General features: G+C 48.3%; 20 protein-coding genes. 10 read left to right on the forward strand and 10 right to left on the reverse strand.

What is annotated here, in order from left to right; translation table 11 throughout:
- From VIM87_RS19410 to VIM87_RS19420, 3 genes are all read left to right on the forward strand, one after another.
- Window positions 1-3,809: PAS domain S-box protein (locus VIM87_RS19410; RefSeq protein WP_331998601.1), on the forward strand; the 3,809-nt coding region annotated here is incomplete at its 5' end.
- Window positions 3,810-4,016: 207 nt separating this feature from the next.
- Entirely contained in the window at window positions 4,017-4,364 is a 348-nt protein-coding gene (locus VIM87_RS19415; RefSeq protein WP_331998602.1) for a response regulator, read from the forward strand.
- A gap of 111 nt (window positions 4,365-4,475) precedes the next feature.
- Window positions 4,476-4,838, forward strand: coding sequence for a response regulator (locus VIM87_RS19420; RefSeq protein WP_331998603.1), 363 nt, complete (start codon window positions 4,476-4,478; stop codon window positions 4,836-4,838).
- Here VIM87_RS19420 and VIM87_RS19425 read toward each other — a convergent pair.
- Window positions 4,835-5,230, reverse strand: a complete 396-nt coding sequence (locus VIM87_RS19425) for a helix-turn-helix domain-containing protein (protein ID WP_331998604.1) — start codon at window positions 5,228-5,230, stop codon at window positions 4,835-4,837. The two genes, VIM87_RS19420 and VIM87_RS19425, sit on opposite strands and share 4 nt — an antisense overlap.
- A 169-nt stretch (window positions 5,231-5,399) precedes the next feature.
- Here VIM87_RS19425 and VIM87_RS19430 point away from each other — a divergent pair, with 169 nt between their 5' ends.
- The 6 genes from VIM87_RS19430 to VIM87_RS19455 are packed head-to-tail and all read left to right on the forward strand — an operon-like array spanning window position 5,400 to window position 10,021.
- Complete coding sequence (locus tag VIM87_RS19430; protein WP_331998605.1) at window positions 5,400-6,242, forward strand: class III extradiol ring-cleavage dioxygenase; 843 nt, start codon at window positions 5,400-5,402, stop codon at window positions 6,240-6,242.
- 30 nt (window positions 6,243-6,272) lie between these two features.
- The gene (locus VIM87_RS19435; RefSeq protein ID WP_331998606.1) at window positions 6,273-7,139 is read left to right on the forward strand and encodes an SDR family oxidoreductase; all 867 of its coding nucleotides are present in this window, start codon (window positions 6,273-6,275) and stop codon (window positions 7,137-7,139) included.
- 46 nt (window positions 7,140-7,185) lie between these two features.
- Window positions 7,186-7,821 carry a hypothetical protein gene (locus VIM87_RS19440; RefSeq protein WP_331998607.1) on the forward strand — a complete coding sequence of 212 codons (636 nt, stop codon included), beginning with the start codon at window positions 7,186-7,188 and terminating at the stop codon, window positions 7,819-7,821.
- Window positions 7,822-7,849: 28 nt separating this feature from the next.
- Window positions 7,850-8,530: an aspartyl/asparaginyl beta-hydroxylase domain-containing protein gene (locus tag VIM87_RS19445; protein WP_331998608.1), complete on the forward strand. Its 681-nt coding sequence runs from the start codon at window positions 7,850-7,852 to the stop codon at window positions 8,528-8,530.
- The gene (locus VIM87_RS19450) at window positions 8,530-9,486 is read left to right on the forward strand and encodes a hypothetical protein (protein WP_331998609.1); all 957 of its coding nucleotides are present in this window, start codon (window positions 8,530-8,532) and stop codon (window positions 9,484-9,486) included. Before VIM87_RS19445 ends, VIM87_RS19450 begins: the two co-directional genes overlap by 1 nt.
- Before the next feature lie 4 nt (window positions 9,487-9,490).
- Entirely contained in the window at window positions 9,491-10,021 is a 531-nt protein-coding gene (locus tag VIM87_RS19455) for an adenylyl-sulfate kinase (RefSeq protein ID WP_331998610.1), read from the forward strand.
- A 38-nt stretch (window positions 10,022-10,059) separates the two neighbouring features.
- On the opposite strand, the gene VIM87_RS19460 is transcribed toward VIM87_RS19455, so the two are convergent.
- From VIM87_RS19460 to VIM87_RS19490, 7 genes are all read right to left on the reverse strand, one after another.
- Window positions 10,060-10,818, reverse strand: coding sequence for an SDR family oxidoreductase (locus VIM87_RS19460; protein ID WP_331998611.1), 759 nt, complete (start codon window positions 10,816-10,818; stop codon window positions 10,060-10,062).
- 177 nt (window positions 10,819-10,995) lie between these two features.
- Entirely contained in the window at window positions 10,996-13,626 is a 2,631-nt protein-coding gene (locus tag VIM87_RS19465) for a sigma 54-interacting transcriptional regulator (RefSeq protein ID WP_331998612.1), read from the reverse strand.
- Between the two features lie 74 nt (window positions 13,627-13,700).
- Complete coding sequence (locus VIM87_RS19470) at window positions 13,701-18,539, reverse strand: PKD domain-containing protein (RefSeq protein WP_331998613.1); 4,839 nt, start codon at window positions 18,537-18,539, stop codon at window positions 13,701-13,703.
- Window positions 18,540-18,774: 235 nt separating this feature from the next.
- Complete coding sequence (locus tag VIM87_RS19475; RefSeq protein WP_331998614.1) at window positions 18,775-19,659, reverse strand: alpha/beta hydrolase; 885 nt, start codon at window positions 19,657-19,659, stop codon at window positions 18,775-18,777.
- A 51-nt stretch (window positions 19,660-19,710) separates the two neighbouring features.
- Window positions 19,711-20,496: an exodeoxyribonuclease III gene (xth, locus tag VIM87_RS19480; RefSeq protein ID WP_331998615.1), complete on the reverse strand. Its 786-nt coding sequence runs from the start codon at window positions 20,494-20,496 to the stop codon at window positions 19,711-19,713.
- Window positions 20,497-20,638: 142 nt separating this feature from the next.
- Window positions 20,639-21,298, reverse strand: coding sequence for an NADPH-dependent F420 reductase (locus VIM87_RS19485; RefSeq protein ID WP_331998616.1), 660 nt, complete (start codon window positions 21,296-21,298; stop codon window positions 20,639-20,641).
- Between the two features lie 103 nt (window positions 21,299-21,401).
- Complete coding sequence (locus VIM87_RS19490; protein ID WP_331998617.1) at window positions 21,402-22,010, reverse strand: Crp/Fnr family transcriptional regulator; 609 nt, start codon at window positions 22,008-22,010, stop codon at window positions 21,402-21,404.
- 101 nt (window positions 22,011-22,111) lie between these two features.
- On the opposite strand from VIM87_RS19490, the gene VIM87_RS19495 reads away from it, so the two are divergent.
- Window positions 22,112-24,532, forward strand: a complete 2,421-nt coding sequence (locus tag VIM87_RS19495; protein WP_331998618.1) for a DUF1963 domain-containing protein — start codon at window positions 22,112-22,114, stop codon at window positions 24,530-24,532.
- A gap of 3 nt (window positions 24,533-24,535) precedes the next feature.
- Here VIM87_RS19495 and VIM87_RS19500 read toward each other — a convergent pair whose 3' ends face one another.
- Window positions 24,536-25,231 carry an SGNH/GDSL hydrolase family protein gene (locus tag VIM87_RS19500; protein WP_331998619.1) on the reverse strand — a complete coding sequence of 232 codons (696 nt, stop codon included), beginning with the start codon at window positions 25,229-25,231 and terminating at the stop codon, window positions 24,536-24,538.
- Window positions 25,232-25,345: 114 nt separating this feature from the next.
- Window positions 25,346-25,544: T9SS type A sorting domain-containing protein (locus tag VIM87_RS19505; protein WP_331998620.1), on the reverse strand; the 199-nt coding region annotated here is incomplete at its 5' end.

Raw genomic sequence — 25,544 nt, forward strand, 5'->3', positions numbered from 1 at the left:
TTTATACCCTTAATGATGCGGCAGACGTATCGCCCGAACGCCTGCGTAAGTTCTTTATGCGGGAAGGCGATGGTTACCGCGTAAGACGTGAGATCCGGGAAATGATCCTTTTTGCCAACCATAATTTTATTAAAGATCCGCCGTTCTCACACCTTGACCTGGTGAGCTGCCGGAATGTGCTGATATACCTGAACCACTCCGCGCAGGAGCGGGTAATGGAAACTTTTCATTTTGCATTAAAGCCGGGCGGTTTTTTATTCCTCGGTTCCTCCGAATCGGCAACCGGGGCCAATGACCTGTACACCCTGTATAACCGGGAACACCATATTTTCCAAAGCCGCCAGCTTACCGCACATGCTTACCCGGTTCCGGAATCGGTTCCCACCTTTCAGTTTAAGCAACCTAATATTCCGGCTAACATCTCTGAACAGGAGCACCGTACCCTGGAACGCATCACCATCAGCGACCTGCATCAGCGGCTGCTGGAACAATATGCCCCGCCATCCCTGGTCATAAATGAAGAATATGAGATCGTGCACCTTTCGGAAAGAGCCGGGCGTTACCTGCAAATAGCAGGCGGAGAGCCTTCACAGAACCTGTTGAAGCTGATAAGGCCGGAACTGCGGCTGGAGCTGCGTTCAGCCCTGTATCAATCTATCCAGCGGCAAACGCCGGTAGAGGCCAGGGGTTTAAAGGTATCAGTGAATGAGCACACAGAAAGCATTAACATACATGTAAGACCCGTTTTCCGGGTAGAAGATCCTGCAAAGGGATTTATACTGGTAGTATTTGAAAGAGCATCGGATGAAGAAGCCGCGAAGGAAGTAGTGCTTTCTTCAGATGAGCCGGTGGCCCGGCAGCTGGAAGAAGAGCTGATGCGGGTAAAAGTGCAGCTGCGTGCAGCCATAGAGCAGCATGAGTTCCATGCCGAGGAGCTGAAAGCCTCCAACGAGGAGCTGCAGGCCATGAATGAAGAGCTGCGTTCAGCAGCAGAAGAGCTGGAAACTTCCAAAGAGGAATTGCAATCCATTAACGAAGAGCTGCGCACCGTTAACCAGGAGCTGAAAGTTAAAATAGAGGAAACCACCCTGGCCAATAACAATCTGCAAAACCTTATTAAGTCGGCAGATATTGGTACTATTTTCCTGGACCGCAGTTTCCGCGTGGCATTATTCACACCATCCATACGGGGGCTGTTCAATCTGATCCCGAATGATATCGGACGGCCTTTATCCGATATTACCCACCGGCTTGTTTATAATAACCTGATGGAGGATGCGGAGCTGGTGCTGGAAAAGCTGCAGGCTGTTGAGCATGAGGTACGCACAACCGACGGCCGTTTGATGATGATGCGTGTGCTGCCCTACCGCACGGCCGAAGACCGCATCAATGGCGTGGTGATCACCTTTTTTGATATTACGGAACGTAAGCATGCCGAGGAAGCCCTGCGGCAGAGTGAGGAACGCTACCGCACCCTGTTCAACTCCATAGATGAAGCATTTGCGCTTTGCGAAATTATGACGGACAAGGACCGCAAAACGGTTGATTACCGTATAGTAGAGGTAAACCCTGCATTTGAAAAAATAATGGGGCCGGATCATACCTACGGAAAAAACACCTGGGAAGTAACAAGTCCTGAAAACTCGTGGATAGAGATCTGCGAAAAAGCGGCCCTTAATGGCGAAACGTTCCGTTTTGAAAGCAGGATAGCTGAAGCAGGCCGCTGGTTCGATACCTATGTTGGTCCTGTAGGGGAAATAGGCAACGGCAAGTTTGCACTGGTTTTTACAGACATCAGCGAACGCAAACGCAATGAAATATCCATCCGGAAAAATGAAGCGCGTTTGACCGCCATCTTTGCAGAGGCCAAAGTAGGGCTTTCAGAAATTTCCCTGGAAGGGAAGTTCCTGCAGGTAAATAATATCTTATGCCGGATCCTGGGAAGGAGCCGTGAAGAGCTGCTGACACTCACTATTAAAGATGTTACTCATCCCGAAGACCTGGTCTCTACGCAGGATGCGGTTAAACGTTTAATCACCTCGGAAGCGCCGGTTTCCCTTGATAAACGCTATAAACGGCAGGATGGTACACCGGTGTGGGTTAACAGCACGCTCTCCTTATTAAAGATGGACGATCACAACCCGCCTGTTATTTTAGCCGTTTCACAGGACCTTACAGAACGCAAAAAGGCGGAAGCCGCCCTGCTGGAAAGTGAACGAAAGCTGGCTACGGAGCTCAGGAACATGCAGCATTTGCAGCAGGTAAGCAGTCAAATGATCCTGGACGACAATGGAGATGTGCTTTACAACCATATACTGGACGCATTGATGAGCATTATGCAATCAGATATGGGCAGCATTCACCTGCTTAATATAGAAAAGCAGGCCTTATACCTGTTAGCGCATACCGGCTTTGATGACGCCGCAGCAGCAGACCTGGAATGGATCCCCGCCAATACAGACAGCATTTATAGCTGGACGCTCAATAAGAAGAACCGTCTTACGGTTAACATTTCAGAGAGCACAAAGATCAGCCTCTCAAAAAAAGAATTGGCAACCTATGAGCATTTAGGGATCCACGTTATTCAATCCACCCCGCTCATTACCCGCAAGGGAAAAGTATTAGGGGTTATTACCTGTTACTGGAAGAACTCCCAGGCGCTTCCTCAAAGTGAAATGCATATTGTGGATGTGCTGGCCCGACAGGCAGCCGACCTGGTAGAGCGCAAGCTGGCAGAACAGGCACTACGCAATTCTGAAGAACTGTTCAGGGCCATTGTAAGCCAGACGACCGTAGGCATTTACAGGGCTACACTGGAAGGAGAGCTGCTTTTTGTGAACCGTAAGCTTTGTGAGATCCTTGGCTATACGGAAGCTGAGCTGCTGGGCGTAACCACCTGGAGCCTCACTTATGCCGATGATCTTGAGCTGAACCGCCAGCTCTTTAAACGCCTGTTGGAGGAAAACGCCCCCTTCGAGATTGAAAAAAGATTTCGCCGGAAAGATGGCTCTTTTATGTGGGCCAGCGTTAGCGCAGCGCCCATCCGGGACCATGATGGAAGCGTACGCTATACCGTGGCCGTAGTGCTGGATATAACAGAGCGCAAAGCGCTGGAACAACAGCGGGAAGATTTTATAGGCATTGCCAGCCACGAGCTTAAAACGCCTGTTACCAGTATTAAAGCCTACGCAGAAGTATTACAGGAGCTGTTCGAAGAATCGCAGGATCTGCAAAATGCTGAGCTGATGAAAAAGCTGGATATGCAGGTGGATCGTTTAACGGAATTAATAAACGTGCTGCTGGATACAACCAATGTTGCCGAGGGAAAACTGGTGCTGCACACCGAGAAGTTCGACATGAACCGGCTGATATCCGAACATATTGAAGACCTGCAGCACCTCTCAAAGATACACCGTTTCGTTTTCCGGAGAGGCAAGCTGCGGCCCATTGTAGCAGACAGGGAGCATATCGGCCAGGTGCTTACCAATCTTTTTTCCAATGCCATCAAATACTCTCCGGCAGGAGGCGACATCATCATCACTTCTGAAGAAGTAGATAACACCATACGGATCCAGGTGCAGGATTCCGGTATCGGTATACCGGAGGGAGCGCTGAATAAAGTATTCGACCGCTTTTTCAGGGTAACCAGCGCCAACGCAAGTCCGGTAGCATCCGGTCTGGGCCTGGGATTATATATTACAGCCGGCATCATTCACCGGCATGGAGGTACCATCCATGTTACCAGCGAGCAGGGAAAGGGATCCATCTTTCATATAACATTACCTTATGCAAATAACCATCCCGCTTAAAATCATTTTCACAGAATCATGTTGCAAAAAATTATTTTTTGGAGTTAACTATTTTTTTTGATAAACTCGCGTCATTAAACACCTAATGCTCAAATAGCCCGGTAAAAGTCGCTTTCATCATTATTCAAATGTTCAGGCAGGCATATTATTTACTCTTAGTATCAACCGATACGTAACCCTAACTATTCATACTTGAAAAAAAGTTGGATGAAACCATTTGTACTGATTGTCGAAGACGATGCAGGTATTAAAGATTCCCTCGAGACTGCCTTACGCGTAAAAGGTTTGAATACCGGCAGCAGGGAAACCCTTGTGCCGGAAGAGCTGGAACCGGCCCCCGACCTGATATTGCTGGATGTATCCCTTTGCGGGGCTTCAGGTAAAGAGATCTGCACTACGCTGAAAAAAAACCCGGCAACAGCCCACATCCCGGTATTAATGATGTCGGCAAGTCCCGAACAGCACACGGCCTGCATAGCAGCAGGGGCAAATGACTTTATAACAAAGCCCTTTCGTTTGTCGGATCTGATAAACAGGATCTATAACCTGATCTAAAAGAAGTTACAGAAGACACTGGTACTTTTTTACCAGTACTTTAAATAGTAATTTCGAATACTGAACCGTAGTTACTGTATAAAGATAGTTGAACCTAAACGTCATTAACATATGTGTAAGATCCTGGTGCTTGATGATAATAGCGATATACTGGACGCCGTTTCATTTGTTCTTGGAAGAAGAATGAAAATGGAAGTAATTGCGTTAAAGGATGCCTCGCAGCTATCGGCCTACCTGGATGAATACAGACCCGACCTATTGTTAATGGATATTGAGCTTGGTATGTATGATGGCCGGAAATTATGCCGTGATATAAAAAACGCCTCCGGGGAGCAAGAACTACCCGTACTGCTGTTCACCGCCCAGCATTACTCAGCAAAGTCTATCGCAGACAGTAAAGCAGATGCCTTTATAGAAAAGCCTTTTAAGATACAGGAGCTTTACCAGGCAGTTGAAAAGTGCTTACAACATTAACCTTTTCCGGGCATGCACCATGCACGGTGCTTAATCCCCCAGTCGATCATCGAATCAAACATCTCACGCATAGCATAGCCCGAAGGGGTAAGCTCATACTCCACTGATACCGGCAGGCTATCGTTCACCTTCCGTTTTACAATGCCGTTGGCTTCCAGGTCGCGCAATTCTTTAGACAGCATTCTTGGATTGATCTTGGGAATATTCTTCTCCAGCTCGCTAAACCGTTGCTTACCGGGTATCAGCGCCCCGATAATAAACAGCTTCCATTTGCCGGTAAAGGCATTCAGCGCATCGCCCACAGCAAGCACATATTGTTTCGGGCAGGTTTTCATATTTAACTCCTCATTAGGCACCTCCCGGTGGGAGCGCGTTTCCACTTCCTGTATCATAAAGGTCTTTTCAGGTTACATGTCATATAGCACTATACTTTGGTATAGCACTTACTATTCTATAGCCAAGGTAATGTAGTTTTGACATTAAAGCAAACAGGCGTACCCCGCTTTAAAGGTGCTGAACATAAGCGCTGGTTAAGCAGCTTTATGCCTGTGCAAAACGATTATGAAAAGGAGCCAGTTCATCAGAATGTTTTCATTGCTGCCGCTGTTGCAGCCAGCGGACCGGGTTAGCGCCCTGCTGGATCTGGGGCGGGCAGCAGCGCCTGCGCAGGGAAGGCTGCCGGTTATGTTCTTCGGGCACGGGGATTACCGCAATGCATTCAGGGATAACCCATTCACCCGGCAGATACGTGCCGTTGGTAAAGCGCTTCCTTTCAAACCATCAGCCGTACTGGTTATTTCCGGCCATTACCTCAGCACAGAAGAATCTTACCTGAAGGTGCGCCCGCATTTCGATAGCAGCTACTACCCTGTTAAAGGAGCGGTTGACTTTGAAGCAAGCATTACCACGGACCTCGGTATCCGGGCCGATCACGGTATAGACCTGGATCATGGCGCATGGGTGATCCTGAACCATCTTTTCCCCGATAAGGATGTGCCGGTAATGGAGCTAAGCATGCCCATGTACGTACCCCTTAACTATCACTGGGAGATGGCCCAAAAGCTTAAACCCCTGCGCGATAAAGGAGTGCTGATCATTGGCAGCGGCAACGTGGTGCATAACCTGGAAATGAGCATGCTGAAAACAATTGCCTTCAGCCACAAACCCTTTCCATGGGCGCTGGAAATGGATGAATGGATCAAGACCAATATTGACAACCGCAGCTGGCAAAACCTGTTCAACTACCCTTCCAAAGGCAAAGCCGCAGCACTGGCCATTAATACGGCAGACCACTACATACCCATGCTCTATATCCTGGGCCTTGTGGATGCAAAAGAAAATATTGTGCACACTTATGAAGAGGTGTTTGCCGGCGTCAGCATGCGGTGTTTTAAAACAGTATAACAAATCATCTACTCACAAAAATTAAAACATATGATCCTGATAACTGGCGCTAATGGCCATTTCGGAAAAGCAACGATTGAATTTTTATTACAGAAAGGCATCCCCGCCGGCAGCATAGGCGCGCTTGTAAGGGAAGAGACTAAAGGCGCAGCATTGAAGGCCAGGGGTGTGACAATCATAACCGGCGACTACAATAATTACGCATCGCTGGTGAGCGCGTTTGCCGGCGCAGAAAAGGTGTTGCTGGTATCCGGCACTGAGCTGGAGCAGCGTAGCGCCCAGCAGGAAAATGTTGTGAATGCTGCCAAGGCAGCCGGCGTGCAGCACCTGCTTTATACCAGCGTTGAGCGCAGAACAGATAATGAAAGCTCTTCCCTGGCAGCGGTGCTCAACTCACATTTTCATACGGAAAAGGCGCTGAAAGCAAGCGGTATCGCCTATACGATCCTCCGTAATAATATTTACCTGGATATGCTGCCCATATTCCTGGGGCAGGCAGTGCTGGAAAAGGGCGTGTTTTTCCCGGCAGGTGATGGCGCTGCTGGTTTTGCCCTGCGCAGCGATATGGCGGAAGCTACGGCTAATATCCTTGCAGGTGCAGGCCATGAAAACAAAGACTATCATATTTCAGGGGCGCCCCTCTCCTTTGGCCGTATTGCTGAAATACTCAGTGACATCTCCGGGAAAAAAGTACCTTATTACAGCCCGGATGCTGAAACCTATACCAAAACAGTGGTGGAAGCAGGTGTGCCGGCCCTCTACGCCGGTTTATTTGCCGGATTTGGAGAAGGTATCAGCCGCGGTGAGCTCTATCCTGATCATACAGATCTGCCGGCATTGTTGGGAAGGGAGCCCGCAGGCGCTGAACAATATTTCCGGCAGGTGTACGGTGCGTAAGCAACAAAGGCTGGGAGCATAACCAGTAATAATCTAATATTGCAGCATGTTAGCGCTTCCTATAACCATCCGGATCCCTACGGACCAGGAGCTGGATCACCGGCCAGATATTGATGGCATCCTGCATAAAAGAAGAAAAGCGAATATCCGGGAGGGCTATACGCTGGAGCTCAATGAAGCCCGGCGTTTGCCTTTCCGGTTCCAGGCCACCATCAATATTAACAATGGCCGTTTATGGCAGCTGTTCCTGGCCCTGGCAGCCACCCTGCCACAGAAAGTAAGCTGCGTATATGGGCTGTATGAAGAGGAAAGTGAAACAACCGCCTTCCTTCAGAAAGCGTTTGTATTGAATGAGCTGGAAAAGTACCGGGAAGAGCTTACCCAGGAATGCCGGCTTGAATTTGGGCTGCTGTTCCAGACAAAAGATGTGCTGCTTGAATTAAGCGTAAGCGAAAGTAAATACATCCGCTACTGGGGCGTAGAGCTGGAACGCTTTCGCCTGCTGATGCAGTCATTCCAGCTGCCCCCGGTAGAAGGACTGGAATTCATTGATGAATATCCCAAAATAGTAACGCCGCTGCGGGAGCTGATCCCCACGGCCAAAGCGCCGGAAACCGTTATTTATTACCTGGATCAGGCTTTTCATATAGACAGAAGACCGCCGGATGTATTTTTTGATTAATGAATATTTTTAGATATTTAGGCCACTGATGAACTACATAAAATTCTCCCAATCTTATAATACAAACACGCTCCGCAGTGAGCTGGAAGCGGTTTTAAAGGAAGAATGGCCGCTGCACTTTAATCAACGTGACTTTAACGGCGACTGGCGGAGTATTTCACTCCGCTCGGCCAGCGGGGAAAGCAACGACATTTACGCCCATCCGGAAAGCACTTACAGCAATACGCCCATACTTGGCCTTATGCCTTATGTAAACAGCATCTTAGAGGCCTGGCATTGCGAAAAGGAGGCCGTACGCCTGCTGTCCCTGGCCCCCGGCAGCCATATTAAACCGCACCGGGATCCGGGATGCGCCTATCAGGATGGTATATTCAGGATCCATATCCCCATTATCACCAACCCGGATGTATACTTCACCCTTGAAGAAGAAAAGCTGCACCTGGGCGCCGGCGAATGCTGGTACCTCAATTTCGCCGCTACGCATAGTATCGTTAACAATGGCTGTACGCCTAGGGTACACCTGGTGATAGACGGCATCCGCAACAGCTGGACAGATAACCTGTTTACCGCGCATGGTTACGATCTTTCTGCAGAAAATGCACCGAAGAGTTATGACGACGCTACAAAAGCCAGGATGATAGCGGAACTGGAAAACATGAACACCCCTGCTGCCAGGGATCTAATTGCCAGCCTAAAAGCAGGAAAATAATGCAAGCCTCCTTAATACTCAACTGGATCCCCTTCCAGCTTAGTTATATCAACAGCAATGAATGGACTGTAAAATGGCTGGACCTTGGAAATGAACGGATGATCAAACCCTTCTTTGATGAAACCATCCAGGTTTGCCGCATTAAACAACGGCAAAGATCGCGGCTGGAAAGCCTGAGCAACGCTGATTTTTTAGCAGAGGCCTGTAAAGACTTAGCTTCACTGGAACCTACTGCATTCATTTTCCATGTTTCCCGCTGCGGCTCTACCCTGCTGTCGCAGGCCTTTTCAGCGCCGGAGGAAAATATTGTGGTGGCAGAAGCGCCCTTGCTGGATGAAATTTTAAGGGCAGATGAAAAGCAGCCGGGGCTTGGTACCGCTACCCGGGAAACCTGGTTCCGGGCGGCCCTGAAGCTAATGGGGCAGCAACGCAATTATAAAGAAAGCAGCTATATCATTAAGCTGGATAGCTGGCATATTCATTTCTATCACCTGTTGCGGGAATGGTTCCCGCAAACGCCATTCTTCTTTTTATACCGCAAACCGGATGAGGTGATTGCCTCTCATGATAAACGAAGAGGCATTCACAGCGTTCCGGGAATGGTTAATCCGGCCTTGCTTAAAACAGCTGAACCCGCGCATTTTGGCGGCGATTTTAACCGCTATACAGCGCAGGTGCTGGAACAGTATTACATAAAGCTGCAGCAGATCTTCCGCCTGGATCATGCGCAAAACTGCTTCTTTGATTTTGCGCAGGGCGGAAAAGAAATGGTAGCAGCTTTCAGCGCATTTACCGGCATTCCCGTAAAAGATGCGGACCAGGTGCATGAACGCCTGAAGTATCATAGCAAATCGGCACAGGAGGTGTTTACACCGGAATCCCATGAGAACAACGGGCGGTTCTTTTTTAATGATTGTCATGCCGCCTATGAGCAGCTAAAACACCTTACCCTTTAAGCACATGGGCAACATCATTCAGCTTACCGGCTTATCAGGCTCGGGCAAAACCACGCTCTCCAATGCCTTGTTTGAATGGGGCAGCCGGCAGCACTTAAAAGTGAAGGTAATAGACGGCGATGTTTACCGCCAAACGCTTTGCAAAGACCTTGGCTTTAGTAAAGCAGACCGCCTGGAAAATATTTCCCGTTTAGGCGCTTATGCAGGCTCCATTGCTGCAGACAATGACCTTGTTTGCATAGCAGCCATCAACCCCTATGAGGAAGGAAGGAATAAGCTGCGGCTGAAATACGGGGCTTTACTGATCTGGCTGAAATGCGACTTAAAAACATTGATCAGCAGAGACCCCAAAGGGCTTTACAGGAAAGCGCTGCTGCCCGATACCCACCCGGACAAGATCCATAACCTTACCGGCCTCAATGATACCTTCGAAACACCCGCCCTCTCTGATCTTACCCTGGATACGGATCAATTGGATCCGGAGGAAGTGCTTGCACACACCATTCGTTTCCTGGAACAAAAACAATGGGTATAAAAGATCAATGCCCACTCCTGAGAGTGAGCACTGGTTTTTTAAGCCACCTTTTGCGGCTGGCTGCTCCACCATTTTTCAAAGTTGATGGTCCCTAACGCGGCCTCTCCCGCAGGCACCAGTGCGGTATGTGTGATCTCTCCGCCGTAATATGTTGGCTTGCCGTCAGACACTACTTTGCGCGGATCATTGATCTGCTTCAGATAACGGGCAACTACTTCATACATATCAAAACGCTCAGGGCCGGCTATTTCTACCTTACCGTTCACAGGAGCTGCCTGGGCATATTTGCTTACCAAGGCGGCAACATCATCTGAAGCAATGGGCTGGAACTTTACATCAGAAAGATGTACTTCATTTCCGTTTGTGGCCTGATCTGCTATACCTTTCAGAAATTCAAAGAACTGGGTGCTGCGGATAATGGTATAGGGCACGCCGGATTGCTTGATCAGGTCTTCCTGTGCTATCTTGGCCCGCATGTAACCGATGTTCTGCATAATGTCAACGCCAACAATAGAAAGCGCAATATGATGTTTTACGCCGGCATTGATCTCTGCTGCCAGTAAATTGCGGCCCGCTGTCTGAAAAAATTCCAGCACTGCTTTATCTTCAAATGACGGGGAGTTAGCCAGGTCAATAACCACATCGGTATCTTTCATGGCTTCGGCTAATCCCTGTCCGGTGATGGTATCAATACCCGTTGCCGGAGAAGCTGCAATTACCTGGTGGCCGCTCTGACGAAGGTTTGCAACTACTTTGCTTCCAATGAGGCCGGAGCCTCCGATAACTACGATTTTCATAATTTTTATTTTAATTGTGATAACCGTAAAAGGCCAATCAAATGCCAGGAACATAAGTTAGCTGATAACCAATAAGATAAGCAAATGAAGCCCTGTTATTTTTCACTGTATTTCGTGAAAGCACAAATAACCTCACCATATAAAGGGAACACCGAAAGGGATTATGCGGAGGATGGCTCAGGCAAAATAATCGCTCTTGCTGATGCCTAATTTTTTCATTTTAGAGTGCAGGGTATTGCCGGGGATCTTCAATATTTCAGCAGCGCTGCCGGCGCCGGAGATCTTGCCGGCACAACGTTTCAGTATTTCAATAATGTAACCGCGTTCAACTTCTTCCAGCGAGCGGTTTAAAAGATAGGCCGGCTCCTGCTTGCCGGCATCAGTATGCCGGGGTATATATACATCATCCAGGGTGCCGTCGGCTGCCAGTAATATGCTGCGCTCTATTAAATGCTCCAGCTCCCTTACATTACCCGGCCAGGTGTAGCTGCGTAATTGTTGTATTACTTTAGGCGCAACTTTTTTGATCTTACGGCCGCTGTTCCGGCTGTACTTCTGTACAAAAAATTGAGTAAGCGCTTCAATATCTTCCAGCCGGTCACGTAAGGGCGGCAGGTGAATCGGAAATACATTCAAACGGAAATACAGATCGGCACGAAAACGGCCGGCTTTTACCTCTTCTTCCAGGTTGCGGTTAGTGGCTGCAATTAAACGTACATCGATCTTTATGGTATGCTTGCCGCCCAGGCGTTCCAGCTCACGCTCCTGTATCACGCGTAATAATTTGGACTGTGCTTCCAATGGCAGCTCCCCAATTTCATCCAGGAACAGCGTACTGTTATTGCCCAGCTCAAACTTACCAATGCGCCGGTCAATGGCGCCTGTAAAAGCGCCTCTTTCATGACCGAACAATTCACTTTCTATAAGGTTTGCCGGCAGCGCAGCGCAATTAACCTTTACCATCAGCTTATCCTTGCGGGGCGATGCATTGTGAATAGCCCGGGCGATGAGCTCTTTGCCGGTACCGGTTTCGCCCAGTAGCAGCACGGTGCTGTTGGAATCTGCTACCAGTGATATCAGGCGGTATACTTTCTGCATTTCCGCGCCGCTGCCTATAATTTCTGAAAAATTATAAATGGTTTTGATCTGCTCTTTCAGGTAATCATTTTCTACTTCCAGCTGCTTTTTATAGGCCAGCAGTTTTTCATTGGCCTGTATATTGGCAATAGCAATGGAGATCTGTGAGCAAATTCCCTGCAGCACCAGCTTACTCAGGCGGTTGGCCAGCAGCCAGATGGTGCCTATATTCTTATCACCTGCCCGCAATGGCAGGCTGTATACATTTTTTAAGCCGGTGGTTTTCCAGAGCTTTGCGTAGGCGTTGCCGCTTTTCAATTCTTCCTCCACATTAAACATCAATCCTTCCTTACTGGCCAGCACCTGCGCGTTATAGGTTTCTTCGATGGTAACCTTGTTGGCGGACATTTTATCAAAATCCACTTTTGCTTTTTCAAACAAGGTCGGGTCATACATGAACGGAGACATATGGAAGCCATCGTCATCTATCACCCGGATCATGGCCAGCTGGGTATGCATGGTTTTATCCAGCACCCTGAAAATAGCATGCTGCAGGTCCTGCTTGGTTCTTACCTGTGTTATATCATTACTGAAATCCAGCAGAAAGGCCTGCTCCTCCTGCTTTCTGCTGATCTGCTCATTGGCCATGATATTAGCCAGGGCAATGGATATTTGCGAACAAATACCCTGCAGCAGCGGCACATTCACCTCTTCAATATCAAGGAACAAAATGCCATGATTCGTGTCCGCATTACGCAGCCGCACCCCTAAAAAGTTTTTGAATCCCATTGCCTTCCAGCTTTGCAGGTAAGGCGAGGTGATGCCGCGTTGTATTTCCCTGTCAACATTAAACAATAAAGGAATGGGGCTATCCAGCACACGGTTCTGCAGCCCGTCGTTAATGGGATACCGGGCCTTTTCCAGGGCGCTTATTATCTTTTGATCATGCTGCCATTCACCCAGGTCGTAAACATAAGGGCTCATGGACACATTATCTTCATTGATCCTGCGGATCACATAGCCGCTCTTCTGATTCAGCTTGCCTATTGCAGAGCGAACGGCACGGGCCAGTTCTTCTTTCGTTCTTACCGTTGCAATATCACTGCTGAAATCCAGCAGGAATGATTTTTCTTTTTCCTTGTTAAGCAGCTCCTCATTTTTGATGATGTTCGATACTGCGCCCGACAGCTGCGGTGCAATATCTTTCATAACATCTCTGAACTCGCTGCTAAAGCTGCCCGGCTTATCGGAATAAATATGAATAAAGCCCATGGGCTTTCCTTCTTTCATGAGCCGCGTCATTAAGATCTCCCTTATACCTTTTTCATAATTAACGCGTAAATAAGCGGGGCTGCCCGGCAGGTCCATGATCTCTTCCAGTAAAAAAGAGATGGGGCCATCTGCCTGCAATACAGACTGGATCACCGGTTCATTCAACGAAAAACGGGAGTGCACCATTTCCTGGTACCTTGGATGCGACCGGATGGCGGAAGCTTCATTATCCAGCAGGAAAGAACCATATGTTTCGTCTTTGTAATCGATCAGGGTAACAATGGTATGCGTAAGATGATATAGGCCTTTGATCCGCTTTTTGAAAAGGATCAGCAGGTCGTTCTTATCACGGACCTTGGTGATATCATCCCCCAGCTCTGATAACAGCTTTCTTGTGCGTTCAAGGGTACCCCTGGAAGGCGCAGGCGTTTCAGATACAGAAGGTTTAGCGCTTTTCATGAAAGCAAGTTATATAAAATACAGTTGGGGAAGGAAAATTTTCACAGAGAAAACGTTGGCCTTCACGGTGTTAGTTACCGGATCACTGTTACCGCTCCCCTGAACAAAAAGGTGGTACCATCCTCGCATACTGTTTCTATCGCATATACGTAGCTGCCAATGGGCGCTACCCTGCCCTTCCAGATGCCGTTCCAGCCTGCGGTGGCATTGTTGATCTGGAAATGTGCTTTTTCAAATACCAGGCTGCCCCAGCGGTCATAAACACGCATCCACGCCACTTCTTTTATGCCGCGCCCTTTGGGATAGAACCATTCATTATTTCCGTCGCCATTGGGCGTAATGGCTGTGGGCAGGAACACAGCGCCTTTATCGCAGGTAACCTTTACCAGCACATCATCCGTAGCCTTGCAGCCATAACGGTTCTCCACCTCCACCGTGTAATTGGTGGACAGGTTAGGCAAAGCCACTGGTGTGGCGCAGGCAGCACAATCCAGGTATTCCGGCGGCGTCCAGCTCCATTTTATTATATCCGGGCTGCCTTGCACGCTCAGTGTTACAGGCACACCGGCCATGCCCGTGCGGTCAGGGCCTGCATTGATGATGGGCGATGGATGTACGCTTACCACCAGCGATGTATCATGCGTAAAGCAGCCGTCCGCATCGTAACCGGTTACCTGGTAGGTATAGTTGCCTAACCCTTTGATAGTGGCATGCGGATAAGGACTGGCAACGTTATCCAGGCCTTCTCCCCTCCATACATAATGATCCGCGCCCCATACCCGTAAAGGCAGCACATGTCCCAGGCACATTACCGTATCCGGCGTGGCCTGTATGGTAAATGGCTGCGCCACGCGGATGCTTACTTCATCTGTATTGTTACAGCCGTTGGCGTCCGTTACACTCACCTGGTAGGTAGTGTTTACCTTGGGAGCTGCCACAGGATCAGCCGCCTGCGGATTGCTCAGGTCCAGGGCCGGTGACCATTCATAAGTAATGCCGCCGCCAGCGCTCAGCGTAGTGCTGTTGCCCAGGCATATTACTTCAGATGCAGCAGCCGCATTGATCACCGGTTTAGGCAGTATGTTAATATTATGGCGCGCGGTATCACTGCAGCCATCCTGGCTGGTAACAGTAAGCAACACTTCAGCAGGGCCGGTTTTGTTGTATGCCTGGTTTGCAGGTTGCGGTACATTGCCGGTGTTGCCATTGGCAAAATCCCATTTCCAGCTAACATCATTCACCTTGCTTACAGTGCCGCTAAAGCTTACCGGCGCATCCTGGCAGGCCTGCAAAGGCGCGGCAATAGCCACTACCGGCTTAGGATAGGCATGCACTGTTTTGCTCACCTTTTGCGTACAGCCGAAAGCGGTAGTAGTGGTAAGGGAAAAATTATATGCCTGTATCTTATCCAGGTAAAAACGCGGGGTGGCAGTAGTCTCATTTTCCGTGGGCAGCCCGGCCTCATAGGTCCATTCATATTTCGCATCCTGGTGCAGTTCGTCAATTGAATAGCTGTTGAATTTGGGCGCAAAAGTGATCCAGCCTGCATCACACACAAATGGCGGTACAGCCGTCAACTGTACATCCAGCTTATCTATCACAATGGGATCCTGCAGAAAGGCCGTACCCTTACAACCTGCCTGGTCTGAGAGAATGAGGCGTGGCTTGTAAATGCCGGGATCTTTAAAAGTATGTTTGATGGTGGAATCTGTTGTTTCCAGTACAATACCATCCGTAAAATCCCAGGCAAAATTAACCGCAGCCTGTGCGCTCACCTTGAACTCAATTTCTTTTGTAAGGCAGCCGCCATTGGAGGAAGTAGCGATAGTGGCGTAAGGCCCCTTTACTTCTACTTCCTGCTCATACTCGTCCTCCGTATCAGCATCGCCCACCACTTTCAGCTTCACTTTATACTTACCTGCGTAGGTGTAAGTATGAGAAGGGTTGCTGATGGTGGCAAAGCTGCCATCGCCAAAATCCCAGTAGGTACTGCTGTAGTTAACGGATGTATTGGTGAAACGGGCTATCACCGGCGGACAGCCGCTGTTATTCACAAACTCGGTGGTGACCGTAAAGCCTGCGCTCACGCTGGATACTTTGATCTGTTTCTGGGCGCTGTCCATACAGCCGTTATCATCCTTCACCAGCAGCTTCACGGTGTATACGCCTTTATCAGGATAGTTCTTGTACGGGCTGTTATCCGCAGAGGAAGTATTATCTCCAAAATCCCACTGGTACGTAGGATAGCCACCCGTTTCAGTGGTATAGTTATAGAACCATACATCACCGCCCGGCGGTATCAGCGTTGCGCTGGGCACAAAATCCGCATTGGGGCCGTTCACCTGCAGGTACGAACCAACAGCGGAGCTGGTGCAGCCGTCTTCGTCTATAACCGTGAGCCTTGGATTGAAATAACCGGACCTATTGTAAGTGTATTTGAAAGGAGGTGCGGTAAAGATCTTTGCGGGGGTACCATCGCCGAAATCCCAGCTCCAGGTTTTTATGGGTTTGCCTTTTGAAACGTCCGTCTGGTCAGTAAAGGTGAGCTCCGTACCCCGGCATTCCAGCACATCCGGGGAAAGGAATGCAGCCAAAGGCCCGTGTACGTCCACCACAACTCCATTGCTGGTGTCCGGGCATCCCTGGAAGTTATGCGTTACAAAGCGGATGGTATCTTTGCCAGGCTTCAGGTTCGTAAAAGAGCTCTTCACATCATTATAATTATACCAGTCCGGAGGTGTGCCGTCTGAAGAGGACCATGCATAGCTGTATGAGCCATAAATAGATCTGTCAATAGACGTTACGCTGGTATTAAGTGTTTCGTTGCTGCACAAGGTTGTTTTGTCGGTAGTAATGGTAATGGGCGATGGCGCATACACATTAATACCCATCGAATCGGTGCTGGTACAGGTTCCGTCGGTAACGGTCAGCTTTACCAGGTAGGCTCCTGTTTTATCGTATTTGTGTTTTACCGGGCTTGTTTTTGTGGTATATGTATCCTCCCTGCCGTCTCCCCAGCTCCATTTCCAGCTGTTAATGGCGCCCAGTGATTGTTCATCAAAGGTCATCTCCGTACGGTGATCGCAGTCAATACCCTGCATGGTAAAGCGCGGGAAAGGGTTCACAGCTTTGATATAGGCTGTTTTGGTAACGGATCCGCTACAGCTGTTATTGGAAACGGTCAGCGTTACCGTATAGGTGCCGGGCTCCCGGTAGCTGTGCGCCGTATTCTGCCCATAGCCATAATAATCATCGCCGAACTGCCAGCTCCAGGAATTACTTCCTGCATCTGTGCCGCCCACATCTGTAGTACCATTGAAATGCACCCAGTTGTTGCCGCAGATCTGGGGGGCTTCGGGGGATGAGAAATCAGGTGTTGGTTTTTTATACACTCTGATTGTATAACCATAATTCAGGCCCACTGTTCCTTTACAGCCATTGGTGGTTGTATAGGTAAGCGTTACCGGGTAGCTGCCCTGCTTGTTATAGGTATGTGATGGCGTTGGATCTGTTGATTTGGGACTGCCATCGCCAAAATCCCATTCATAGCCGGCAATGGCGTCACCGGTGCTTACGGAGCTGTTAAAAGCAGGCGTCAGTCCTTCACAGCCCTCTAAAACACTTGCGTATGCATTGATCTCAGGTTTTTGTACATATATATAACGCTCTGCGCTGCTGGAACAGCCGGATGCATTGCTGGCTACCAGCCTTATATTAAAATATCCCAGGTTCCTGTAAGTAACGGAAGGGCTTTGCTGCGTGGATGTTTGCCCGTCGCCAAAGGTCCAGCTCCAGCTGCTGGCGCCCTGCGATTTGTCTGTCAGCTGCACAGTGGCAGGCACATCGCAGATCGCTTTCTGATCAGTCACAAAATCAGCCACCGGCGCAGGCTTCACAACAAAATCCTTTGTCACGGTCTCCTGGCATTTGCCATAGTCTGCCGTCATGGTCACCTTTACAGTGCCGGCGCCGCCGGGATAGTAATTGGCATAGGAAACATCATAGTTATAAATGTATCCTTTGTCAACACTCCAGGTAACATTGTTGGCCTGCGGACTATTGGCCGTATTAAAGGTGGCATTGGCGTTTTCGCAAATGCTGGCCGGCAGCTGAAAATCAGTTTTAAAGTTGGCCACATTAATATCTCCGGATGTTTGCGTTGCAGTACAACCTTTATCGCTGGTAACCGTAAGCGTTACCTTATAAATGCCTTTGGCAGTATAGGTATGCGGGCCGGGGGCAGCGCCTGCAGCAGTGCCGCCATCGCCAAAATCCCATTTATAGGTAAGGGTACCAGGCCCGGTGGAGGTATTGGTAACCGTTAGCGCGCCGGGCGCAGTACATAGGAATTGGTCAGACACGTTGAAATTAGCCTTCAGGGAGGCCGCTGCATCTACAATATTGCTGATCTGTTTTGATGCCGTGCATCCGTTACTGTTAGTAACGGTAAGCGTAACAACAGGCGACAACACATTATTGTAAGTATGCACAGGGTTGCTGCCTGAACCGGTAGCGCCATCCCCGAAATCCCAGCTATAGGTGGCAATGCTGCCATTCACCGGGTCCGATCTGTCTGTGAAAGTAACGTCAAAGGGTATACAACCTTTTGCAGGGCTGGCGGTAAAATCCGGTTTGGGCTTATCCCATACAGTAACCGTTTTTTCCGCGGTGCTGGTATTGCCGCCTGCGTCCTTCACGGTCAGTGTTACCTTATAGTTGCCGGGGGCAGTATAGGAAGCGCTGGGGCTTTGCTGCGTAGAGGTAAATCCGTTACCCAGGTTCCATTGCCAGGAAACAGGGTTACCGGTGGAGTTATCTGTGAATTTGGTGATGAGGCTTTCGCAATCGCTGGTTTTAGCGGGGGTAAAATCAGCTTTTACCTGCGCATGGGCAGCAACACTCAGCAAAACCATTATAAAAAGTAAAGCATAGGTAAAGGCAATACTTCGGATTGCCTGGGCATTTAGGGACATAACTAGCAGTTCGCGGCGGAAAAGTAAGGAAAAATTCTAAATCCCAATTAGAAAAATCCTTTGAAAAGCGCGTTCGTATAGGCATTCACGGGAAGTCAGCCGGATATATATATAATAAAATTTAACCGGCAGGGAGGTATCCGGAGCAACGGCCGCTCAGCCATCTCATCTTTCCTCACTTTGCACCGGGAGCTTTCCAATCCTTATAAATAAACCGTAACGCATCGTAGTAAGCAACCATAGGCTCGGTCATATGCGTTTCCGTTGGGTAGTATTTATACTTATAATCAAGCCCTTTCAATTCCTTATGAACAAGCAGGGTGTCAAACTTTAATAAATTAGTGTGAAAGGAACTGCCGTCTGATACGCCCTCACTGGCATCACTAAAAAAGAGCGTTTTATTGAGCATCGCGCCTTTTGCTAATTTCTTATCCGCCAGTTTAATTACATATTCCCCATCCCACCAAAAGGAAGGGCTTACGGAAATATAGGCATTGAACATATCAGGATGGGTAAGCATGCAGTAAATGGATGCAATGCCGCCAAAGGAATGCCCGGCAAAGATCCTGAAAGGCTGGGTCTTGTAGTTAGTCTCAATGCATGGCATTAACTCCGTCTGTATGAATTGCAGGAATTGTTCGCTGCCGCCGCTTGGCTTCATCCAGGAAACGGCGCTCGTGTCTGGTTGTCCAAAGTAATTAATAATGCTTTTTGTTGGCGTAAGATCCCTTGTGCGCTTTGTATTTACAATACCTACTACTATCATTTGCGGTATTACACTTACATCCCACCGGCTTAAATAGTCGGTATATTGGGAAAGCATATCAAAGTGGCTTTCACCGTCCATTAAATACAATACCGGAAATCGTTTGTTCACATTCGTAGAATCCGGCTTTGGATAGTGAACATAGATGGTACGGTCTTCATTCAGTATTTTAGAGGAAATTGTTATAACGTCACTCGAAAGATGATTGTATAATTCCTTTTTTTGAGCGGTTGATTGTAATGTGAAAAATAAAAAAAGAACGGCAATACTTTTAAAGAGGCAGGAGCTGTTCATATTTTCCGGGCGTTTTTGGGACGGTTGTCAGATAGGCGGGATTATTACCCATCACGCTAATATACTCGAAATTTCAATCCAAACCGGTGCATGGTCGCTTGTTTTCTCCCAGGCTCTCACATGTTTATCTATTCCGCCTGCCATCAGGCGCTTTCCCAATCCGGGGGATAATAAAAAGTGGTCCATGCGGATGCCGGCATCTCTTTTGAACGCATTACCAAAATAATCCCAATAGGTGAACATTTTCTGATCCGGGTAAAGCTTACGTATAGCATCTGTCCAACCTTGCTTTAACAGCTTTTGGAATGCAGCACGGGGCTCAGGAAAAAACACGGCATCATTCACCCAGCGCTCCGGCTTATGGGCATCTAATTCTGTAGGCACTACATTATAATCCCCCACCAGCACAACAGGCAGGTTCAACTTTATTAAGCGCCCTGCTTTCGTGATCAACCGTTTAAACCACATCATTTTATAATCAAACTTAGGTCCCGGAGCAGGGTTCCCATTTGGCAAATAAAGGCAAGCAATAATAACACCGTTGATCTTAGCCTCAATATACCGGCTTTGCACATCTTCCGGATCGCCGGGAAGTCCCTTTTTTATCTCTTCCATCTTATAACCATCCTTTGCAAGAATAGCTACGCCATTCCAGCTTTTCTGCCCATGCCAGATTGAGCTGTAGCCGATATCTTTCAGGCTTTGCTCCGGAAATTTTTCGTCAGATGTTTTTAATTCCTGCAAACAGGCAATATCCGGCTTTGCGTCTTGCAGCCAGCGGAGCAATACAGGAAGCCGGCCATTTACTCCATTAACATTATAGGTTGCAATTTTCATGCAGGAGGTTTTCATTTTTAGCTATAAAAATCAAGCCAATTGCCTTTCCTGTAAAAGATAAAAGGCAGGGGAGATAGTACGCTACCTCCCCTGCTTTTCATTTATAGACTTGATGAATATGCCTTCAAATCCGGCGGTTATCTTAAACCTTTTCCTTTGCTTCCGCTGCGGTAACTGTTTTGCCCAGCGCGCCAAATTCATGCAGATCGCCAAACACCTCTACACGGATGGATTGATCAACCCCGCCAACACGCACCGGCTCAAAACCATTATCGCGGATCAGCTGCTCTATATCCGCATTAATGCTGGTATCATCGGTAGCATAGAACAAAACAGCAGCTGCCGGTTTTTGGAAGGCAGCGCTTTCAAGCGAAGCAGCGCTCAGGCTTCCAAACGCTTTGACAAATTTTGCATTTTCAGGCAACAGGGCAGACAGGATATTGCCTGCTGATTCTTTTTCCCCGATAATTTTTTTGAATCCGCCCTTATCATCCGGAGCAATGGGATTGGAAGGATCAACAATAATTTTTCCCCGGAGCTCTGTGGCGTACTGGTTCAGGAATTCTTTGATGGTGGCAAACCAAATCGCCAATACAATAATATCCGCCTCCCGGATAGCAGCGGCTACTTCCATGGGCTGTGCCAGGCTTCCAAGCTCTCCGGCAAATTCCTGCGTTTTTGCCAGGTCCCTGCCGGCCACTATTACAGGGCGCTTGCCTTTTACAAGGTTGGCAGCCACTATTTTGCCAATATTACCCAGCCCGATGATCGCAACCTTTTTTGATGTTCTTTCCTGTGTCATAAAATTCAGTTGAAGTTTTATAGATGAATTTTTCTAACACAAAGGTCACCCCGTTGGATAGTTTTATCCAATGAGCTGCATCAAGAAATAGTATTGATCCAGGTTAAGGTTTTGGTTTGGCCGTTTTGCTCAGCCCATTCCGCAAACGGCTCAGGCTCTCGGGGGCTATGCCTAAAAAAGCGGCGATCTGTACCTGTGAAAGACGGTTAACCAGGTGGGGATAGATCTCTATAAATGATTTGTACCGGTCTTCAGCTGTTGAGCTGATGTTTTGTAATAACCGCTGCTGCAGCCTAATGTAGCTGTTTTCCATCAGCACCCGGAAAATGCGGTCAAACTTGGGCGCCTGTGTAAAAAGCGTAACCAGGTCATCCCGCGTGATCTGTAAAGTAACGGTATCCTCCAGCGCATCGATGTTGAGCTGAGAGGCCTTTAAACCGTGAAAGCTGCCAAGATCATTCACCCAGTAGTTTTCAGCAGCAAATTGCAGGATATGGGTGTTGCCACGGTCGTCTATTTTATACAAACGCAGGCAGCCCCGCACCACAAAGTTTAAGTGCGTACATACATCGCCCTCCTGCAACACATATTGCCGCTTGCGGTAAAGGCGGTGATGAAATTTTGCCTGCACTAATTCTTTCTCTTCGTTTTTCAAAGGTATCAGGCCGTTAAAATACAAAAGCAGCGGTTCAACCGGGTTGTGTTGAGACATAAGTTACGTTTGCAGCATCAAATATAATCATTCATCTGAATTGGATATCCGCATCAAAAACATTATACTTGACCCCCAGTATTAACCAGTGACCACAGCTTATGCAGCAAGCTTCAACAGAAACATTCAGCGTTCATTTCCCATCCATTTATGAGCACATACAAACAGTTTGGGAAAATATCCGGGGAGAACACAGAAAAGATGACGACTGCCTTTCCTATATCTCCATTAGTTTGGAGGAGCTCAGCTTTTATAATGAATACCAGGGCGATGATCTCCTTACCCGGTTCCGGGAAAGCTGCCTCGATCTTCGTGGGGCCGTTGAAGTGATAGCGGATAAAACATTGCCTGTTGCGGGCATCAGCTCATGGATAAGAACCGCGCAATCCCCGGAAGGCGATTTCTATTATTTCGGCCTGATCCCCATCAGCAGCGAATATGGTTACAGCTTCACCGGTGATTGTAAAAGCCATTCACGGGAATTTTATGAGCCCTTGTTCGATGAGATCTGGCAAAGCCTCCAGTATTTTGGCAACCCTGCAGCAGTCCAGGAGAAACGGGACACAGCGCTCGATGCGCTCATCTCCAAATCCCAGGTAACAACTATAGACAATACGGAACAGGATAGCAAAAATTTTGCACCCTTCTCCATTCCCGCGGACGGTCAGGAATACTGGCAGATCGGAGACCATATGTTTATGCTTACGGGAGAAAGCCAGTGTAACATCTCCGATGCCCTGTATGTTAAAATTGAAGCGCAGGCGCCTGATTATATAAACCCGGAACAAAGCGACATTATCAACGACTATAATGATAGAAAGGTATACCTGCAATTCTATTTCAAGGGCATCTATAATTCCGGTATTCCCACCGGCAAATTCCGCTTTGAGAATGAACGCGAGCACACTGGCCTGTCCTACTTGTGGAAAGATGGGTTTCATTACTTACAAAACCTTACTGCAGAGGTGACCCTGGAAAAAGGCTGGCTTGGTATCAACGGATCCTTTAACCAGTACCCGGTAAAACTGGCGGTTAAACTGCCTGCAAAAGATCTGGCCTGGGAGAACTACCGCTTCCTGAGCGCACCCGAAGTGAGCACCGCTGCGCCGGACCTGGTGCGTCAGCTATGGCTTACCAACCCTTATCCCGGCATATTGGAGGAAACCCTTCAGCCGTTAACGCAATTACAGGTATTGTCGATTGATTATCAGGATAACAAACAGGCAGCTGATTTTGAAGCAATCCCCAAAGCGCTGAAACGCCTGAAGGAGCTGAAAGAGCTTTCACTAACAGGCGTTCCTGCATTGAATAGCCTGCCGCAATGGCTGGGCGATCTGAAAAAGCTGGAAACCATCCGCTTGTCGGATAGCAAGGTAGAAGGTATTCATCCTTATATATTACAGCTGCCTGTACTAAAGAAACTTTATCTCAGCGGCAATCAGCTGCAGTCCATTCATCCTGCCCTGCCCGAAAGCCTGGAAACGCTGGTGCTCTCAAACAACAGGCTTACTACAGTACCCGCATCTGTAAGCCGGCTCCAGTACCTGAATATTGAAAATAATCCGCTGCAGCAGCTCCCTTTGGGCTTGGAGAAGATCCCCCAATTGAACCTGGAACTGGAAAAGAAAATGACGCTGCTGGATTATACCTATAAAGGTGCAGATGGCCAGGGAACCGTTAAATATGATGATAACCGCTTTTATGCAAGATATGATCCGGAGCTGCTACAATTGCTGGAAGACCAGATCAGCGCTGCCGGATTAACCCCATTCCATGAAGGATTGCTAAACCTTACCCGCAGATCCGTGGCGCTGCAAACAACGGAAGAAGATGACTATAGTGAAAAAGGCAATCACCGTTTCGGCGGTTTGCCGGACCTGCCTCCTGGTATGAATTATCCTTCCTTTATTGACACGGATGAGCAGGTGAAAGGCTTACAGTTTATTGCCCAGATCAATTGCGCCGCCATCGCCCATCTGCAGGATTACCTTCCCGGAACCGGCATCCTCTATTTCTTCATTAAAGACCGTGAAGATGTGGAGCCGACCGTCTTGTATTACAACGGCGATAACAGCGATCTGCAATCAGCAAAAGAGCTGGATATTGAACCGGAATTCATCTATGATCAGGGCGGTATATACACTCCCTTCCGGGCCGGATCCGGGAAATACGCCAGCATCCCGCAGATGTATAACACCCGTAGCTTATATCCGGAACTGGCAGACATGGAAGAGAGCTACGATAAAGCGGAGCAGCTGGCAACCGGGTTAAAGGCGCCTTCCGTCAGAACATTCCATAGCATAAACGCTTATGTATTCAAACAGCATGATACCCCGGAAATGGAGGCTGTGTATAATAAAAGAGGTAAACCGGAAGAATGGATGGTGCTCCTGAAAGTAAGCTCGGATAATAATCCCGGTTTCAGCTTCTGGGATGCCGGTGAAATTTACTTTGTTATCCATAAGAGTGACCTGGAGAAAAAAGATTTCTCGAATGTGTATTGCGGGCTGGAAAGCAGTTAACTCCTAGTGCCTTAGCCGCACCGTATCCATAATATGTTTTTGCGCCACCCGTTCAAATAGAATGCGGTGCCCCGGTATATTCAGATGGATGCCATCCTGGTCGTATTGCTTATTGATCGTATTATCAGGGTTGGCAAAAGGCTCCCAGAAATTAATCACTTTATCGCCATAGGTGGCCAGCAGCCAGTCGCGCATTTGCGGCAATGTATTACGCGGATGTCCGAAAGTATTGGTGCGTGGCTGGGTAGTGGTTACCCACACCGGGATCTGTTGATCCGTTGCCGCTTGTATGATGGTGCGGAAATTAGCCTGCTGCTCTTCCAGGCTGTAGCCCGCTGCGGCGTCATTGGTGGGAAGGTTGATGATAATAGCGTCCGGATGAAAGCTGAGCGCCTTGGTAATATTCCTTTCCGTATCCGGTTCCGGCCGGCCTGCTTTCCGGGTACCGGTGGGCATTACTTCGTAGGTGGAATAGCCGGTCTTCGAAATGTTCCGCACTGCAACCTCCGGCCCCAGTGAATGGGCAAAACGGTTCACCCAGCAGCTGTCTTTCGGCTTAATGCCGTAACCTTCCGCGGTGGACGAGCCCACAACAACAATTGTATACCGGTGATGATCCGGGGTGCTTTTACAGCCAATGGCCGGCAACAGATACAGGATTACCGCTGCCAGTTGCGCAGCCGCCGCATTTCTCCACATGACGAACAGATTATAAGGTACGGGAATAAAAAGGTAAGATAATTTATTTTTGATTATCATAAAAAAGCCAGCACCCGGAAAGGTACTGGCTTCTATATCGCGTTCTATTTGCCGTTATTGTTTAATGATCTTTGTCCTGTTCACTTCATTTGCTCCATTCTTAATCCTCATGATATAAATACCAGCCGGCAATGCAGAAATATCAAGCTGGGTATTAGCCTCGCTCATTTCACGGCGCAATACCACCCGGCCGTTCACATCAAACATGCTCACTTCTGATTTTCCTTTGTAGCCTGAAAGGTTAATGTTCACC

It is taken from the genome of Chitinophaga sp. (genome assembly GCF_036569125.1).
In the GTDB taxonomy this organism is placed as follows: Bacteria; Bacteroidota; Bacteroidia; order Chitinophagales; family Chitinophagaceae; genus Chitinophaga.

Bases quoted from the DNA above. Each gene is read 5' to 3' on its own strand.
- VIM87_RS19420 (WP_331998603.1), top strand. From the start codon at position 4,476: ATGTGTAAGATCCTGGTGCTTGATGATAATAGCGATATACTGGACGCC.
- VIM87_RS19485 (WP_331998616.1), bottom strand. From the start codon at position 21,298: ATGACACAGGAAAGAACATCAAAAAAGGTTGCGATCATCGGGCTGGGT.
- VIM87_RS19440 (WP_331998607.1), top strand. From the start codon at position 7,186: ATGTTAGCGCTTCCTATAACCATCCGGATCCCTACGGACCAGGAGCTG.
- VIM87_RS19500 (WP_331998619.1), bottom strand. From the start codon at position 25,231: ATGTGGAGAAATGCGGCGGCTGCGCAACTGGCAGCGGTAATCCTGTAT.
- VIM87_RS19490 (WP_331998617.1), bottom strand. From the start codon at position 22,010: ATGTCTCAACACAACCCGGTTGAACCGCTGCTTTTGTATTTTAACGGC.
- VIM87_RS19415 (WP_331998602.1), top strand. From the start codon at position 4,017: ATGAAACCATTTGTACTGATTGTCGAAGACGATGCAGGTATTAAAGAT.
- VIM87_RS19455 (WP_331998610.1), top strand. From the start codon at position 9,491: ATGGGCAACATCATTCAGCTTACCGGCTTATCAGGCTCGGGCAAAACC.
- VIM87_RS19425 (WP_331998604.1), bottom strand. From the start codon at position 5,230: ATGATACAGGAAGTGGAAACGCGCTCCCACCGGGAGGTGCCTAATGAG.
- VIM87_RS19470 (WP_331998613.1), bottom strand. From the start codon at position 18,539: ATGGTTTTGCTGAGTGTTGCTGCCCATGCGCAGGTAAAAGCTGATTTT.
- VIM87_RS19445 (WP_331998608.1), top strand. From the start codon at position 7,850: ATGAACTACATAAAATTCTCCCAATCTTATAATACAAACACGCTCCGC.
- VIM87_RS19430 (WP_331998605.1), top strand. From the start codon at position 5,400: ATGAAAAGGAGCCAGTTCATCAGAATGTTTTCATTGCTGCCGCTGTTG.
- VIM87_RS19450 (WP_331998609.1), top strand. From the start codon at position 8,530: ATGCAAGCCTCCTTAATACTCAACTGGATCCCCTTCCAGCTTAGTTAT.
- VIM87_RS19495 (WP_331998618.1), top strand. From the start codon at position 22,112: ATGCAGCAAGCTTCAACAGAAACATTCAGCGTTCATTTCCCATCCATT.
- VIM87_RS19475 (WP_331998614.1), bottom strand. From the start codon at position 19,659: ATGAACAGCTCCTGCCTCTTTAAAAGTATTGCCGTTCTTTTTTTATTT.
- VIM87_RS19460 (WP_331998611.1), bottom strand. From the start codon at position 10,818: ATGAAAATCGTAGTTATCGGAGGCTCCGGCCTCATTGGAAGCAAAGTA.
- VIM87_RS19465 (WP_331998612.1), bottom strand. From the start codon at position 13,626: ATGAAAAGCGCTAAACCTTCTGTATCTGAAACGCCTGCGCCTTCCAGG.
- xth (WP_331998615.1), bottom strand. From the start codon at position 20,496: ATGAAAATTGCAACCTATAATGTTAATGGAGTAAATGGCCGGCTTCCT.
- VIM87_RS19435 (WP_331998606.1), top strand. From the start codon at position 6,273: ATGATCCTGATAACTGGCGCTAATGGCCATTTCGGAAAAGCAACGATT.